The sequence below is a fragment of the Streptomyces graminofaciens genome (assembly GCF_030294945.1).
Lineage (GTDB): Bacteria > Actinomycetota > Actinomycetes > Streptomycetales > Streptomycetaceae > Streptomyces > Streptomyces graminofaciens.
In genome coordinates this window covers 73599-89402 of record NZ_AP018448.1, presented here as the reverse complement: position 1 = coordinate 89402, position 15804 = coordinate 73599, and the positions used below count along the sequence as shown (strand labels likewise).

15 protein-coding genes are annotated in these 15804 nt (G+C 70.5%); 7 read left to right on the top strand and 8 right to left on the bottom strand.

What is annotated here, in order from left to right; genetic code table 11:
* Nucleotides 1-23 precede the first annotated feature (23 nt).
* Nucleotides 24-770, bottom strand: coding sequence for an SDR family NAD(P)-dependent oxidoreductase (locus tag SGFS_RS00465; RefSeq protein ID WP_286246703.1), 747 nt, complete (start codon nucleotides 768-770; stop codon nucleotides 24-26).
* A 376-nt stretch (nucleotides 771-1146) separates the two neighbouring features.
* On the opposite strand from SGFS_RS00465, the gene SGFS_RS00460 reads away from it, so the two are divergent.
* On the top strand, nucleotides 1147-2856 hold the full coding sequence (locus SGFS_RS00460) for an MFS transporter (RefSeq protein ID WP_286246702.1): 1710 nt from the start codon (nucleotides 1147-1149) through the stop codon (nucleotides 2854-2856).
* 129 nt (nucleotides 2857-2985) lie between these two features.
* Complete coding sequence (locus SGFS_RS00455) at nucleotides 2986-3405, top strand: nuclear transport factor 2 family protein (protein WP_286246701.1); 420 nt, start codon at nucleotides 2986-2988, stop codon at nucleotides 3403-3405.
* Between the two features lie 28 nt (nucleotides 3406-3433).
* Here SGFS_RS00455 and SGFS_RS00450 read toward each other — a convergent pair whose 3' ends face one another.
* The gene (locus tag SGFS_RS00450) at nucleotides 3434-4213 is read right to left on the bottom strand and encodes an IclR family transcriptional regulator (protein ID WP_286246699.1); all 780 of its coding nucleotides are present in this window, start codon (nucleotides 4211-4213) and stop codon (nucleotides 3434-3436) included.
* 103 nt (nucleotides 4214-4316) lie between these two features.
* On the opposite strand from SGFS_RS00450, the gene SGFS_RS00445 reads away from it, so the two are divergent.
* The 5 genes from SGFS_RS00445 to SGFS_RS00425 all read left to right on the top strand — a co-directional run bounded on the left by SGFS_RS00445 (nucleotide 4317) and on the right by SGFS_RS00425 (nucleotide 9857).
* Nucleotides 4317-5507 carry an FAD-dependent monooxygenase gene (locus tag SGFS_RS00445; protein ID WP_286246698.1) on the top strand — a complete coding sequence of 397 codons (1191 nt, stop codon included), beginning with the start codon at nucleotides 4317-4319 and terminating at the stop codon, nucleotides 5505-5507.
* Nucleotides 5504-6604 carry an NAD(P)-dependent alcohol dehydrogenase gene (locus SGFS_RS00440; protein ID WP_286246697.1) on the top strand — a complete coding sequence of 367 codons (1101 nt, stop codon included), beginning with the start codon at nucleotides 5504-5506 and terminating at the stop codon, nucleotides 6602-6604. Before SGFS_RS00445 ends, SGFS_RS00440 begins: the two co-directional genes overlap by 4 nt.
* 198 nt (nucleotides 6605-6802) lie before the next feature.
* The gene (locus SGFS_RS00435; protein ID WP_286246696.1) at nucleotides 6803-8500 is read left to right on the top strand and encodes a thiamine pyrophosphate-binding protein; all 1698 of its coding nucleotides are present in this window, start codon (nucleotides 6803-6805) and stop codon (nucleotides 8498-8500) included.
* Nucleotides 8497-9297, top strand: coding sequence for an SDR family NAD(P)-dependent oxidoreductase (locus SGFS_RS00430; RefSeq protein ID WP_286246695.1), 801 nt, complete (start codon nucleotides 8497-8499; stop codon nucleotides 9295-9297). Before SGFS_RS00435 ends, SGFS_RS00430 begins: the two co-directional genes overlap by 4 nt.
* A gap of 11 nt (nucleotides 9298-9308) precedes the next feature.
* The gene (locus SGFS_RS00425; protein ID WP_286246694.1) at nucleotides 9309-9857 is read left to right on the top strand and encodes a VOC family protein; all 549 of its coding nucleotides are present in this window, start codon (nucleotides 9309-9311) and stop codon (nucleotides 9855-9857) included.
* Nucleotides 9858-9918: 61 nt separating this feature from the next.
* Here the strand turns inward: SGFS_RS00425 and SGFS_RS00420 are convergent, their stop codons facing one another.
* From SGFS_RS00420 to SGFS_RS00395, 6 genes are all read right to left on the bottom strand, one after another.
* Nucleotides 9919-10857 (bottom strand): dioxygenase family protein, encoded by a 939-nt coding sequence (locus SGFS_RS00420; RefSeq protein WP_286246693.1) that lies wholly within the window; start codon nucleotides 10855-10857, stop codon nucleotides 9919-9921.
* Nucleotides 10858-10868: 11 nt separating this feature from the next.
* Nucleotides 10869-11924 carry a maleylacetate reductase gene (locus tag SGFS_RS00415; protein ID WP_286259721.1) on the bottom strand — a complete coding sequence of 352 codons (1056 nt, stop codon included), beginning with the start codon at nucleotides 11922-11924 and terminating at the stop codon, nucleotides 10869-10871.
* Nucleotides 11924-12520, bottom strand: coding sequence for a nuclear transport factor 2 family protein (locus SGFS_RS00410; RefSeq protein WP_286246690.1), 597 nt, complete (start codon nucleotides 12518-12520; stop codon nucleotides 11924-11926). Before SGFS_RS00410 ends, SGFS_RS00415 begins: the two co-directional genes overlap by 1 nt.
* A gap of 231 nt (nucleotides 12521-12751) precedes the next feature.
* Nucleotides 12752-14242 (bottom strand): aldehyde dehydrogenase, encoded by a 1491-nt coding sequence (locus SGFS_RS00405; protein WP_286246688.1) that lies wholly within the window; start codon nucleotides 14240-14242, stop codon nucleotides 12752-12754.
* Nucleotides 14243-14395: 153 nt separating this feature from the next.
* A complete protein-coding gene (locus tag SGFS_RS00400) occupies nucleotides 14396-14842 on the bottom strand; it encodes a nuclear transport factor 2 family protein (protein ID WP_286246686.1) in 447 nt (148 codons plus the stop codon).
* The gene (locus SGFS_RS00395) at nucleotides 14839-15801 is read right to left on the bottom strand and encodes a PDR/VanB family oxidoreductase (RefSeq protein WP_286246684.1); all 963 of its coding nucleotides are present in this window, start codon (nucleotides 15799-15801) and stop codon (nucleotides 14839-14841) included. The genes SGFS_RS00400 and SGFS_RS00395 overlap by 4 nt, the downstream gene beginning before the upstream one ends.
* Between the last annotated feature and the right edge of the window lie 3 nt (nucleotides 15802-15804).

The window sequence follows — 15804 nt, the reverse complement described above, 5'->3', positions numbered from 1 at the left end:
TCCCACAGGCGACTCCCACAGTCTCAGCGGCGTGTGCTGCCGCCGTCCGCGACGATGATCTGCCCCGTGATGAACGATGCGTCTTCGGAGGCGAGGAACGCCACGACGCCGGAGACGTCGGTCGGCATCTGCACCCGTTTGATGTCCTGGATCTGCACGGCCTGCTCGAAGAAGGCCTCGCTCGTGTTCTCCACGGCCGCTGCGGTCCGGACCAGACCTGCCGCGACGCCGTTGACGGTGATGCCGTGAGCGGCGAGGTTGGCGGCCAGGACGGAGGTGAATCCGTTCAGGGCGCCTTTGGCGGAGATGTAGGAGACGAAGGGCGGCGGCGCGGTCCAGTAGCTCGACGAGGTGATGTTGACGATGCGTCCCGACCCGGACGCCTTCAGGTCCGGCAGGAACGCCTTGGAAGCAAGGAAGGCGCCGTCCACGTTGACGGCGAAGGTGCGACGCCACTGGTCGAGGGTCACGTGCTCGAAGTCCGCCAGGAGTACGACGGCCGCGTTGTTCACCAGGATGTCGGCGGCACCCAGTTCGCTTCGCACGCGCGCGGCAAATCCGTGGATCGCCTCCTCATCGGAGATGTCGACCTTGTCGCTGAGGAATCGCCGGCCGGTTTCCGCCACGAGTTCCCTTGTCTCGTCGGCCGGATCGACGTCCGCGACCGCGATGTCCGCCCCCTCTGCCGCGAGCCTGCGGGCGATCTCCTGCCCGATGCCGGTGCTGCCCCCCGTCACGACGGCTGTCTTGCCGGTCAGTTTTCCAGCCATGACTCGGTTCTCCTGTCGGTGCTCGAAAGGAACCGGGGCGGCGCACGCCGTGTGCGAGGACCTGTCCCGGTACGGCGGTCACTGCTGAATGGTGGGCATCGGGGCGGCCGCCGAGGGGCGCTCTGTTCGTCTGATGAACATGTCCATTGAGCGTGACGGGGGTCACTTCCTACCTTGTCGCTGCCCGGCAGGTCGCTCACCGCGCCGGGCGACCTGAATCAGGGTTGGTCACAGAGCCACGCGGAGCGGGTCCGCGCAGGCCCCCGGGGCGGTTCGGCGGCGGTGTCTGCGCATGCCCGGACAAGAGCACCCCAGCAAGGTCCGGCTGAGAACGCCGGTTCCGACAGCAGCGCGCGCCGCGCGCAAGGAGTCGTCCATGGTCCAGACCGATTCACCCGCCGAGGCGAGCGGGGAGAGCGCCAGATACACCCTGGGGCGCGGCACGCTGGCCGCGGTGGTGCTCGCCGTGTGCCTGTCGCAGATGGCCCTTTCCGTCCCCTCGCTCATCACCGGGCTGATCCAGCAGGATCTCGCGCCGTCCTCGGCGCAGCTGACGTGGATCGTCGACGCCTTCTTCATCCCCGTCGCCGCGCTGGAGCTGGGCTTCGGCGTGTTCGGTGACCTCTTCGGCCGCAAGCGCCTGCTCGTCGGGGGTGCCGTGCTCATCGTCGTCGGCTCGGCCGTCGCGGTCCTGGTGCCGGGTGAGGGGTCGTCGACGGACACCCGGGTGACGTTGCTGATCATCGGTCAGCTCCTCAGCGGCATCGGGGCCGCGGCCATCTTCCCCACGAGCCTCGCCATGGTGGCGGCCGGCACCCACACCACCGCCACCCGCGCCCGTGGCGTGGCGGTCTGGGCCGCCGCACTCTCCATCGGCGGCTTCCTCGGACCGCTGCTGGCAGGCGTCGCCGCCAAGATCCACACCGGCTGGGACGGGACCGGGAACTGGCGCTGGGCCTACGTCGGCATCATGGTCATCGCCTTGGTCAGCGTGACGCTGTCGCTGATCCTCGCCCAGAACTCCGCCGCGCCCGAAGGCCGTTCCCTCGACTGGCCGGGGCAGATCACCGCCGCGCTCGGCCTGTTCGCTCTGCTCTACGCCGTGATCCAGGGTCCCGAGAGCGGCTGGGGGAGCCCGCAGATCGTCATCGCGTTCGTCGCCGCGGGGATCTTCCTGGTGCTGTTCGTGGTCGTGGAGGGCAAGGTCGCCCAGCCGCTCCTCCTCCTGAGCGCGTTCAAGAACCGGGCGTTCGCCATCAACTCGGTGGTCACCGTGATCGGTATGTTCGGCTTCCTCGCGATCATGTACTCCACCAGCATCCGCCTGACCACCGTCCAGGGATTCAGCCCGCTGAAGAGTTCCATCGCCTACCTCTTCTTCGGAGGCATCGGCCTGGTGCTGCTGCCGCTCACGGCGAAGCTGCTGGAGCGCTACAACCCCCGGTGGGTCCTCTTCGCCGGCCTGGTCCTCATCGGGGTCGGCGGGCTGTGGTTCGCCGGAGTTCCGGCGAGCGACCGGGCGCTGGGCTCCATCGTCGGGCCGCTCATCCTTGCGGGCACCGGCTCGGGACTCGCCTTCGCCGCCATGAGCGCGGTCGCGGTCAACGCGCTGCCCAACCGCCTCGCCGGCATGGCGAGCGGTGCCACGAGCACGTTCCGGGACCTCGGGTTTGCCTTCGGCCCCGCGATCGCGGGCGCCGTCGCGCTGGGCCAGGCCGCCAAGGAGATGGCCCGCGAGGTGGCCGCCAACCCCGCACTGAGCAAGGCGTACGAGGCTTTCCAGGCCGCCCCGGCACACGCCCCCGCGGACCAGAGACCGCAGCTGGAGGCGGCGGTGCACGCCGTGTCCTCGGGACCCCTCGGCGCCAACTCCGTGCCGGCCACTGTCACTTCGCCGGACGGCCAGGTCATCCCCTTCAACCCGCTCAAGGACGTCGCCTTCCAGGCACTCAGCGACAGCTACTCCCACGCCTACGTGCTCGGGGGCGTGGCCGCTCTCGTTGCCGCGGCACTCACTCTCCTGGGTGGGCGCGGCGGCCCGGGAGAGACACATCTCGATGACGACCCGCACACCCTCGACGGCTGACGCCGACGAACCAGCGCCGCCGGACAGCCGCCGCGCCCGCCGCGACTCCTCCCCGGGAGCAGCCCATCGCGGCGGGTCGCGGCGTACCACGCACAACGACCGACGACCCACTCGGACAGGAGCCGGACCATGACCACCACACAGTCAGCACCGAGCAGCAAGGACGACGTCCGCATGCCGGACGCGGTCGCCCGGGCGGAGGCGGCATGGCTCGTCGCGATCACGAAAGGAGACCAGGAGCAGCGCGCGCTGATGCTTCCTGACTGCGTGATCGTGCATGGGCCGGTCGGCCATGTCCACGACCGCGAGCGCTTCCTTGCCTACAACGCGTCGATGGGAGCGACCATCGAGGCCGAGACCAGCGAGGTGACGTGCCAGGAGCGAGAGGAGCGGGCCGTCGTGACCTGCTTTCAGAAGATGCGCATCCGGCGGGTGCCAGACCTGCCGCCGTTCCTGGTGCAGGCGGTGGCCACCCGGGTGTGGTTCGCGACCGGGGAGGGATGGCGGCTCGGCCACATGCAGCTCTCCCGGCGGCAACCTGCGCTATGACGCGTCGGTTGCCCTGCCGCGTGCGAGGTCATGACGTGCGAATGGGGATGCCCGGCCGCCAGCCGAGACTCCTCGACAGTCCCAGTCCGCTCGCGACCAGCGAGGGCACGGCCGCCTGCAGTTTGATCGAGCCCGCTGCCACCACGACGGACAGGGCCGCGACGACCCTGCCGGTGCCGTCGACGATCCGGGTCGCGACCGACTCGGCCCCCTCGCTCAGCTCCTCCTTGACGACCACCGTTCCCGTCGAACGGCAGGACGCCAGTTCACGCCGCAGTTCGGCCGGGTCCACGATCGTCTTCGGAGTGAAGCGCCGCAGCCTGCCTGCCAGTACCTCGTAGATGAACTCCGGACTGCTGTGGCTCAGCAGCACCTTGCCGACACCCGAGCAGTGCAGGGGCAGATGGCCGCCGACCTGCGAGGTGAGACCGACGGCGTTGACCGCCGAGAGCCGTTCGATGATCACGGCCTGGTCACCCTGGAGCACGGCCAGCTGCACATGCTGGCGCAGAGCCGTGTATAGGTCCTCCACGAACGGCTGGGCGGCGCTGCGCAGGGTCTCGGCGCGCGGTGCGAGTGTGCCCAGACGCCACAGCTGCAGGCCGATCGCGAACCGGTTGTCGCCGGTGCGCTCCAGCGCGCCGGCCTCCACGAGTTCGAGCGTGAGCCGCCGCGCGGTGGCGTGCGGGATGCCGGTACGCCTGACCAGGTCGGCGAGGCTCAGCTCGGTGTGGTCCTGGTCGAAGGCGAACAGCAGATCCCACAGCCGGGAACTGACGGTCCGTCCGGGCTCGTTCGCGCGGGGCATGGGCCTCTCCTACGTCGTTCTTGACCCCGGCCACCCTACCTCCTCTGTCCGTTGAACGGATGAGGTGATTCCTCCAATGGTCAGCGTGCCGAACTCTAGGAGCATGATGAGCACAGAAGACAGCCCCAGGATCGCGATCCTCGGCGGCGGCATCGGGGGCCTGGCTGCCGCGGCTTTCCTGCATGAACAGGGTTTCGAGAGCCACGTCTATGAGCAGGCGTCCGCCCTGACCGAGGTCGGCGCGGGTCTGGTGATCGCGCCCAACGCCGCCCGCCTGCTACGGCGCCTCGGCGTCCTGGACCGGTTCATCGAGCGCGCGGTCCGGATGGAGACAGGCTGGGAGTTCCGGCGCTGGCAGAACGGCACCGTCCTCTCGGCGGAGAACCTGGAGGAGGGGTGCATCCGCCTGTACGGCGAGCACACCTACACCGCCCACCGCGCCGACCTGCTGGACGCCCTGCGCTCCGCCGTACCCGAGCACTCGCTCCACCTCGGCAGACGCTGTGTCGCGGTCGAGTTCGAAGGCGACCAGGCCGTTCTGCGGTTCGAGGACGGCGAGACGGTCCGCCCGGACATCCTCATCGGCGCCGACGGGGTCCACTCACGGGTGCGCGGCGCCATCGTCGGCCCGACCCAGGCGCGGGAGTCGGGCATCTGTGCCTTCCGGGCCCTCGTGCCGGCGCAGAAGGCCCCCGACTTCGCCAGGCGGCGCGCCCAGACCCTCTGGATCGGCCCCGACCACCACCTCGTGCACTACCCGGTCTCCGGCGGGGAGTACGTCAACCTCGTCGCCTTCGCGCCGGCCGGAGCCGACAGCGTGGAGTCCTGGACGGCCACCGCGACGGTCCAGGAACTGCTCGACGAGTTCGCCGGCTGGGACCCCCGGCTGGTGCAGCTGATCAAGTCGGCCGAGACCCCAGGCCGCTGGGCGCTCCTCGACCGTGAACCCCTCGACCACTGGAACCGCGGCAACGCGACGCTGCTGGGCGACGCGGCACACCCGATGTTCCCGTTCTTCGCCCAGGGCGCCGCCCAGGCGATCGAGGACGGCGCCGCCCTCGCCCTGTGCCTCGCGGCCGACCCGGACCACCCGATCGCCGCGCTGGGCCGCTACGAGGAACTGCGCCGGCGCCGCACGGCCCGCCTCCAGGAGGTGTCGCACGGCAGGTCCCACATCAACCACCTCCCCGACGGCCCCGAGCAGCAGGCACGCGACCGGCAGTACGCGCAGGCCGACCCACTCAGGGAGAACGGCTGGATCTACGAGTACGACCCGGAGGCCGCCTTCTCATGAAGATCACCGCAGCGGTCTCCCGCGAGAGCGGCACCGTCCCCGGGCTGGAACAGGCCGACCTCGGTGAACCGAGGCCGGACGAGGTCCTGGTGCGCATCACAGCGACAGGTATCTGCCACACCGACATCAACGCGCACGCCGGCCGTGGAGTCCCCGTTCCCCGCCCGATCGTGCTGGGGCACGAGGGCGCGGGTGTCGTGGAGGCGGTCGGCGCCGGGGTGACCCGCCTCGTACCCGGTGACCACGTGGTGCTCTCGGGCAACTCCTGCGGTGTGTGCCCCCGCTGCCTGGACGCCCGGCCCACCTACTGCCGGGAGGCGATGCGGGTGGCCTTCGGCGGTGCGCGGCTCGACGGCAGCTCACCGCTCACCCAGGCCGGTGACCGGATCGCGGCCATGTTCTTCGGACAGTCCTCCTTCGCGACCTACGCGCTGGCACCCGCACGCAGCGCGGTCCTGCTGCCGAAGGACGTCCCGCTACACCTGATGGGGCCGCTCGGCTGCGGTGTCATCACGGGCGCGGGCTCGGTCCTGGAGGCGTTCCGCCTGCGCCCGGGACAGTCGATCGCGGTGTTCGGCACCGGAGGCGTGGGGCTCGCGGCCGTCATGGCCGCCCGTCTCGCAGGCGCCCGGCACATCGTCGCCGTCGACATCAACCCGCCCCGGCTCGACCTCGCCCGGGAACTGGGCGCGACCGACACCGTGCTCGGCGGCGCCGGAGCCGAACAGGCACTGCGGGACATCGACCCCGACGGCTTCGACTTCGCGTACGTCACCACCGACGTACCCTCCGTCTACGCGACCGCGACGAGGTGCCTCGCTGTCGAAGGCACCCTCGGCTGCGTGGTGGCGCCCGCGGGCGAATGGGTCCCGGACACCGGCTTCCTCCTCGCCGGGGGCCGCAGGCTCCAGGGGATCATCGGAGGCTCGGCCAACCCCCACGTCCTGATCCCCCAGCTCGTCGAGTACTGGCGGGCGGGCCGGTTCCCCTTCGACCGGATGATCGAGGAGTTCGAGTTCAGCGACTTCGCCCATGCGTGGACCGAGACCGGTTCCGGACGGGTGATCAAGGCCGTGCTCAGGATGCCGGAAACCTGACACCGCTTCCCCGAGCAGCCCGGCCGGCGGGGTTACGACCGGACGAGGCCGCTCAAGGCACAGGCCGTTCAACGAACACAGCCATTGCCGTCCCCCACGACCCCACCCAGACTGCGGCACGGGCTGCCCGAGACACGGCCCGGCCTCAGCGCCCCCCTTGTCGAAACCCCGAGTACGTCCAGAGAGGCGGACCCTCGCATGGCAACCGCAACCGGTAGTGCACTCGTCGTACGAGCCCTGCAACGAGCCGGGGTCGACGTGGCCTTCGGCCTGCCCGGCGCGCACATCGACGGCATCCTCCAGGACGCCCTGGACGCCAAGCTGCGGGTCGTCGACGTGCGCCACGAGATGAACGCCGGCCACGCGGCGGAGGGCTACGCACGGGTCACCGGGGATCTGGGGGTCGCCGTCGTCACGGCCGGCGGCGGCTTCACCAACGTCCTGACCTCCGTCGCCAACGCCCACCTGGACCGGACCCCCGTCCTGTACATCGCGGGCTCAGGTCCTCTGGAGACGGACCAGGTCAACGACCAGCAGGCCGGCTTCGACCAGGTCGCCATGGCGGCCCCCGTGACCAAGTTCGCGCACCGCGTCACCCGTACCGACCTGATCCCGCGTCTGGTCGCCCAGGCGATCCGTATCGCCCGGTCGGAGCCCAGAGGGCCGGTGCTCCTGGACATTCCCTGGGACGTCCTGCGCCAGTCGGTGGACGTCGACGAGGTCGACGACTACCGCACCGGGGCCGACGGCACCGGCGTATCCCCGGCCGGTGCCGTCGACCGCATCCTCGACGCGCTGAACACCGCCCGGCGCCCGGTCGCGCTGGTCGGCAAGTCCTTCGTGACCGCCGAGGCACGGGCCCTGTTGCACGAGTTCGCCGCCCGTGCCGGTGTGCCCCTCTTCTCCGACTGGGAGGGTCTCGGGGCGATCGCCGGCTCCGCACAGCACGTCGGCCTCGTCCAGACCCTGGCCACCGCCGTCGAGGACGAGCGGCCCGACCTGGTCCTGATGCTCGGGCTGCGCTTCGGAATGGCCACCCAGTTCGGCACCGGCCGACTGCTCCCGAAGAGTGCGCGGATCTTCCAGATCGATCCGGACGGCCGTGAGCTGGGCCGACTGCAGGACGTCGAACTCGGCGTCCAGGCCGACCCGGTCGGCACGATCGGCCTGCTGAACGAGCGCCTGGGCGACACCGCCGCGCCCGCGGGCCGCGACGACTGGCTGGCGGCCCTGCGCGACATCTCCGCCACTCGGCGGTCCGCGCTCGCCACCGAGACCGAGCAACACGAGGACGCCGCTATCCATCCCTACCTCGCCGTGCGCACGATCGCCGAGAACGTGCCCGACCAGGCCACCGTCGTCGTCGACGGCGCCCTGACCGAACTGTGGCTCTCCGAGACCATCGCGCTCGCACCGCTGGCCCACTACCTCGGCCACGGCTACCTCAGCGCGATGGGCAGCAACTTCGGAGTGGCACTGGGCGCGCAGTACGCCGCCCCCGACAAGGCGACGATCCTCGTCACCGGCGACGGCGCCGTCGGCTACAGCCTGGCCGAGTTCGACTCGCTTGTCAGGGCGGGCCTCCCGGTCGTCGTGATCGTTCTCAACAACCGGGCCTGGGGCGCCACCCTGCACACCCAGCAGTTCCTCTTCGGCGAGGACCGCGTCATCAACAACCGCCTGGAGAACGGCTCCTACAGCGCAGTGGCACGGTCCCTCGGCGCGGACGGCGTCGACGTCACCGAACTGGACCAGCTCGGCCCGGCGATCGAGGCGGCCCTGGCGGCCCGCCGGCCGACCTGCATCGACGTACGCGTGAGCCTCGCGCCCATTCCTCCCGAGGAGCGCGTCCTGAACGGCGGAGCCCCGTTCGGCGGCATCGAGGTCGACGCATGAACCGCGACCTGCCCGTCACAGACCGGCGCCGGCGCTTCTCCGGCAAGACCTGCCTCGTCACCGGCGGCAGCCGGGGCCTGGGGCTTGCAGCGGCACAGGCCTTCGCGCGTGAGGGCGCGCGCGTGGTGGTCATCGCCCGCGACACCGACCAGCTGAAGACCGCAGCTGAGCTGATCGGCGACGGCACGGTCACCGTCGCGGCCGACCTCTCCACCGTCGACGGCATCAGGGCCGCGATCAGCGAGGTCGCCGCACAAGTCGACCGTGTGGACGCCGCGTACATCAACGCGGGACACGCGGGCATGAAGCGCATCGACGACATGGACGAGGCCACCTGGGACCGGGTGTTCGATACCAACGTCAAGGGCGCGTTCTTCCTCATGCAAGCTCTCCGGCCCCTGCTCGCACCTGGCGGGGCCGTCGTCTTCTGCGGCTCGGCGGCCGGCCGCAGGGCCAGCGCGGGAACCGCCGCGTACGGAGCCAGCAAGGCCGCCCTGGAGCACCTGACGCGGATTCTCGCCGCCGAGGTCGTCGCCGACGGTATCCGCGTCAACATCGTCATCCCGGCGGGCATGAACACCGACATCGCCTCTCGCACGACGGGCCTGGCGCCCGGGGGAGCGGACGCCTTCCGGGAGAGGATCAGGCTCAGCACGCCCATGCTTCGCGAGGGCGAACCGGACGAACTTGCCGACGCTGTGCTCTTCCTCGCGTCGGCCGAGGCCGGATACATCACCGGTTCGGCCCTCCTGGTGGACGGCGGCCTCACCAGCTTCATCCGTCCTCCGGTCAGATGAGGAGAACCACCGTGGAGTTCCCCTTCGGCCAGCCGACCGATGCCGTCGTCCAGGTCGCGTACGCCGTCCCCGACCTCACCGCCGGAATGCGCTGGTGGACCGAACACCTCGGCGTCGGCCCCTGGTTCGTGAACCACAGGATCGGCGGCGAGGGCTCCACCTACCGTGGTGCGCCGGGCAGGGCCGAGTTCACCCTGGCACTCGCCTTCTCGGGGCACATGATGATCGAGCTGATCCAGACCCTGGACGACGAGCCGTCCATCTACAAGGACGCCCGCGAACGCCACGGCTACGGCTTCCACCATGTCGCCAAGATCGTGCCGGACGTCAGGGCGGAGGTCGAACGCCGCGAGGCGAGCGGGGCGGTGGTGCGTTTCCACGATGTGGCACCGGGGGGTGAGGTCTTCTTCCTGGACGGCGGCGAAGACGCCCCGGCGATGATCGAGCTGGTTCAGGACAACGAGATCACCCGGCAGTTGTTCACATCCGTCTGGCGGGCATCGGTCGACTGGGACGGGTCGCGACCTGTCAGGGACTTCGCGGAGTTGCTACCGGCCTGATCATTCGGCCGAAAACGACGGAGGGGCGGGCCCGCAGGCCCGCCCCTCCGTCGTTTTCGGGTCACACGTCCCCGGGAGCGAGGACGATGTCGAAGCGGACCCGGCTCCACGTGCCGTCGATGACACGCCCGTCGGGCGTCGGTGCACCCGCGGGCTGCTGCTCGAACCGTTTGACCAGCGAGTCCTTGACGCCGAAGACGGTGTCCTTGCGGCCGATCGGGTCTCCCTCGGGGAAGATGTGGGTCACCAGGGTGCGCGCCCCCTCGTGGGAGACCATGAAGTGCAGGTGGGCCGCGCGCAGCGGCGAGCGGCCCACCGCGTCGAGCATCTGACCGACAGGCCCGTCGTTCGGGATGGGGTACGGCGTCGGCGTGAGGCCCCAGAAGCGGTAGGTGCCGTCGGCCGCGGTGAACAGGTGCGCGCGGCCGGCGCGTTTGCCGGCGTCGTACTGCACGTCGTAGAGCCCGTCCTCGTCGGCCTCCCAGACCTCGATCCGGGCACCGGCGAGCGGGCGGCCGTCGGTGTCGGTGACGGTGCCCTCGACCCAGCAGGGCTCGCCCGGGGCCCCGAAGGCCATGTCCTGGCCGAGGTCGATGCGGGGGGCGTCCTCGACGAAGAACGGTCCGAAGACGGTCGCCTCGGTGGCGCCCTGGTAGGCCTGATTGTTGACGTTGATCGTCTGCATGCTCGCGCCGAGGGTGTCGGACAGCAGGATGAACTCCTGCCGGACGTCGTCGGTGATGTGCCCGGCCCGGGTGAGGAAGTCGATCGCCGCTCCCCATTCCTCCTCGGTGAGCCGCACCTCGCGGATGAAGGAGTGCAGGTGCCCGATCAGACCGACCATGAGTTCCTTCAGCCGCTGGTCCCCGCAGCCGCCGAAAGAGGCCACGACGTCGTCGAGGAGCCGCTGCTCGACCGCCTGTTGCTCCGGCGGCACCTCGCGGTGGATCGCGTCAGTGCCGTCGGTCCGGGCCGAGGCGGGGTTGACGTAGGTAGCCATGACGGCCTCTTTCAGCTGACGGGTTCGCCGACCCACGCCGCTTGCAGCAGCAGGGTCAGGTTCGCGTAGGTGACGGGGGTGGGGTTGTTGGCCGGGATCGCCTTCATGATCGGCCCCAGCGCCTTGGCGATACCGTCCTCGGGCATGCCGTAGTCGCGCAGGGAGCGCGGCGCGTCCAGTGCCTCGCACAGGGCGGCCAGGCCGGCGTTCGCCGTGTCGGTGCCGAAGGCACGGGCGACCCGCCTCTCGGCCTCGGGCGCGTGCGGGGCGTTGAAGGCCAGCACGTGGGGCAGTACGACCGCGTGGGTCTGGGCGTGCGGGAGGTTGAACATGCCGCCGAGGACATGGCAGATCTTGTGATGCATGCCGGAGCCGGCCGAGGCGAAGGAGACGGCGGCGAGGTAGGCGCCGTACAGAGTCTGCTCGATGCCCTGGACGCTCGTCGAATCGCCAGCCACCGCCGGCAGGCCTGTCGCCAGTGCGCGGATGCCCTCCTGCGCCAGCGCCCGGTCGATCGGGTCGGTACGCGGGCCCCACATCGAGTCCACGCAGTGCGCCATCGCGTTCAGGCCGCTGGCCACGGTCATCCGGCCGGGCAGCGTGGTCAGGAGGCCTGCGTCGTAGACGACCGACGCGGGCAGTACCTTGTCGTCCACGCCGGTGGTCTTGGTCTCGCCCTCGGTCAGTCCCCAGACGTTGGTCGCCTCGGAGCCGGCGTAGGTGGTGGGTACGGCCACGATCGGCAGTCCGGTGGTCAGCGCCACCGCCTTGGCCAGGCCCGTGGTCGAGCCGCCCCCGACGCTGACCAGGATGTCCGCGTCCGTGTCGGAGGCCGCCCGAAGGGCCCGCCCGGCGACCTCGACCGGTACGTGCATCACGACTTCCTCGTGGCGCAGTACGACGGGGATCTCCTTGGCGATGGGGTCGGCCAGTTCCTTCTCGCGGTCCGAGGCGATCAGCATGGCCCTGGTACCGCCGAGTGCCTCGACCTCCGCCGCCACGGCGGCAGGGGATCCACCCGCGGCGAACACCACCCGTTGCGCAAGGGTCTGGTGGGTGAACCGCATCAGGCTTGTGTCAGCCATTGCTTGCCTTCCGCGTAGAGCTGTTCGACTGCTGTGCCGGTGAGGCCCGGGAGACCCTGTTTCACTGTGAAACCCGCCTTGGTCTGCAGGTAGGCCAGGTGCCGGTAACCGGTCGGGAACCGGTTCAGGAGGTGAGGGTCCAGCGTGAGTGAGGCGGCGGGATCGACGACGTCGAGCCGGTCCTGCTCGTAGACCGGCTGCCGGCGTACGAGGGTCCAGCGCCCCTGGTGGCGGGCGAGGAAGTCGTAGAAGCGGCCGGTGCAGACGACGTCGACCTCGACGCCGTTGATGCTCGCGCGCTGGTTGATGGTCATCTTCGTCTGGGCGACGGCCCGGTCGCCGACGATGTCGGCGGTGTGTCCGCCGAGGAAGTGGAGGATGCTGACGCCGTTCTCGAAGCCCTCACGGCTGGCTTTGATGAAGTCGGTGGCGCTGCCCTGGAACCAGGTGGCGTTCATCCAGCCGTCGCGTGGGTGCCAGAGGGTGGCGAAGCGGTCCCAGTCCCCGGCGTCGCGCCACAGCGCCCAGTTCTCGACGAGTTGCCGGATCTCGTGGCGGTCGTTGTCGCTCTGCGACATCGGTGACTCCTTGGAAGGGGCGGAGGGAACGAGGGTTTCGTCAGGGAGTCCGGAAGAACTCCTCCCACTTCCGGTCGAGCTGTCTGGAGGCTTGCGTCTCCCGGGCGTCCGCGAGCCATGCCGTTCCCACCGCCGGGCTGAACGCCGCGGCGAGGAACCACAGGCGGGGGAGGAGGGGCCGCGGGCGGGGCGCACGCCGAGTGACGTGCGCCGTGCGGCCTTGTCGCACCGTCAGATGGGGTAGTGGCGGGATCCGGACTGGAGGGTGATCCAGCGCAGTTCGGTGAATTCCTCCAGTGCGGCGCGGGAGCCGAAGCGGCCCCAGCCGCTGGCGCCGACGCCGCCGAAGGGCATCTGGGGTTCGTCGTGCACGGTGGCGCCGTTGATGTGGCAGATACCGGACCTGATGCGGCGGGCCACGTCCAGCGCTGCGGCGGCGTCCTTGCCGAAGACGGCGGCGGAGAGTCCGTACTCGGTGTCGTTGGCGACCGCGACGGCCTCGTCGGTGGAGTCGACCTCGATGATCGAGACCACCGGGCCGAAGGTCTCCTCGGTGTAGATGCGCATGTCCGGTGTGACACCACGTAGCACGGTGGGCTTCACGAACAGGCCGTCGTGGGTGCCGCCGGTCAGGACCTGCGCACCCTTGGCACGGGCGTCCTCGATCAGCGCCACCACATGGTCACGGGCGCCCGCGTGGACCAGCGGACCGATCTGCGAGGTGGGGTCGCTCGGGGGGCCGACGACGAGCTTGGCGGCGCGCTCGGCGAGGCGGGAGGAGAGTTCGTCGGCGACGGTCCGGTCGACGATGACGCGCTCGGTGGACATGCAGATCTCGCCCTGGTTCATGAAGGCGCCGAAGCTCGCTGCCGCGGCGGCCTCCTCCAGGTCCGCGTCGGGGAGGACCAGGAAGGGTGCCTTGCCGCCGAGTTCGAGGACGACGCGGGTCAGGTGGCGGCCGCCGAGTTCGCCGATGATGCGGCCGACCCTGCTGGATCCGGTGAAGTTGACGCGGGTCACGGCCGGGTGGGCGATGAGGGCCTCGACGACGGCCGGGCCGTCCTCGGGGGCGTTGCTGATGAGGTTGACCGCTCCGGCGGGCACGCCGGCGTCGTGCAGGACCTGGACGATGGCGGCCTGGGTGAGCGGGGTCTGCTCGGACGACTTCAGCACCACGGTGTTGCCCCACACCAGCGGCCATACGATGGCGCGCACGCCGAGGATGAGCGGCGCGTTCCAGGGCGCGATGCCGACGACGACGCCGACCGGCTGGCGCACGGCGAGGGCGGTGAGGCCGGGCACGTCCGAGGGGATGACCTCGCCGACGGCCGCGTAGGCCTGGGCGGCGGCCTCGACGAGCATGCCCTTGGCGACGTGCACGTTGAAGCCGCACCACGGGAGGGTGGCGCCCATCTCGCGGCTCATCGTGGCGACGATCTCGTCGGTGCGCTCACCGAGCAGCACGGCCGCGCGTTCCAGGACCGCCCGCCGTGCGGCCGGCGCGAGGCCCGACCACTCGGGCAGCGCCGCCGCCGCGGCGTCCACCGCGAGGTTGACGTCCTCGGCTGAGGCAGCCGCGACCCGTGCGATCGGTTCACCGGTCAGGGCCTCGACGGTCTCGAAGTAGCGGCCGTCCCTGGCCGCGACGTGCTCGCCCGCGATGAGGAGGTCGCTGGTCCGGACCGCGCCGGACGTGGGTGCCTCGATCTCAGTAGCTGACATGGTTGTTGCCTCGCCTCCACAACAGCGGCGATCGTCGTCGATCGCCGCGGGAACCCTGCATGTCGAACTCTCTTCGGCCGGCCGCCCGTCCTGAACCCGTTTGTCCGTTCATCGGACAGCGATGTGAGGACACGACCGCCGGCTGTCCGGGTGTCAGGCCGGCGGCATGCGCTTGGCCTGGTGCATGTGCGCCAGACGCCAGCCCTCGGCAGTCTCCTCCCACACACGCGTCACGGCCTCCTGGACCGGGAACGGCGGGAGGTTCTCGTCGAAGACGATGTGCATCTCCTGGAGACACGTGGTGATCGCGGTGTTGCCGCGCACAGTGACGGCGAGACCCTCGGCCTTGGCGAAGACGGTGCGGCGGCGGGTCGAGGCGAAGTGGGCGAAGGTCTCCGGGCCGTCGATCTTCCCGACCGGTCCGTGGACGACGTGGCTGTCGTCGAGCATGAGGGCGGTCATCGCCTTCTCACCCTCGACGAGAGCGACGAGCCATGCGGCTTCCGCCTGTTCGATCGCTTCGATGGTCGTGGGGGACGTGGGGGACGTGGGGGACGTGGGGGACGTGGGGGACGTGGGGGACGTGGGGGATGTGGTCACAGGTCCAGCTCCAGAGTCGGTGAGAGTGCCCGGGACGAGCACGTGGTGAACATGCCGTCGGCGCGTTCCCGGTCGGTGAGGATGTCGTCGCGGTGGTCGGGCTCCCCGGCGAGCACGCGCACGATGCACTCGCCGCAGATGCCCTGCTGGCAGGAGTAGGGGGCTTCGACGCCGCCCGCGAGCAGGACGTCGAGGACGCTCTCGCCTTCCTTGACCTCGAACTCGCCCCCGGACTTGGCGAGCCGCACGGTGAAGGTCCCGCCGGCCGTGTGTACTTCGGCGTCCTGCACGGGTGCGAAGCGCTCCTTGCGGATCGCTTCGGCGGGCCATCCCGCTTCCTGCGCGGAGGAGATCACGAAGTCCATGAAGCCGCCGGGGCCGCAGACGTAGACCGCGGTGTCGGGGGAGGGCGGTCCGAGGTCGGCGGCGATGCTGAACCGCTGGTCGTCCGGGCCGTCGTCGAAGTGGAGCCGGACACGGGGGTCGCGTTCCAGCTCGTCGAGGAAGGCCGCGTCCGCGCGGCTTCGGGCGCAGTAGTGCAACTCGTAGTCGCAGTCCGTGATCTGGAGCGCGTGTGCCATGGCCAGCAGGGGGGTGACGCCGATGCCGCCGGCCACCAGCAGATGGCGATGTGCCTGGTCCGAGACCCCGAACCTGTTGCGCGGACGCGAGATCCGCAGCCGGTCGCCCTCGCGCAGGCGGTGCATTCCCAGTGAGCCGCCGCGTGACGCCGTCTCGGCCAGCACGGCCAGCCGGTAGTGGGTGAGGTCGTGCGGCGGCCCGCACAGGGAGTACTGGCGGACCAGTCCGGCGGCGTCGTCCACGAGTACGTCGACATGGGCGCCGGCGGCGAACTCCGGGAGGTCGGCGTCGTCGGGGCTGACCAGATCGAGGACCGCGATCCGGGCCGTCGCGTCGTGCCGGGCGGCCACGATGGTGTCGAGCCAGTCGTTGTTCATGGT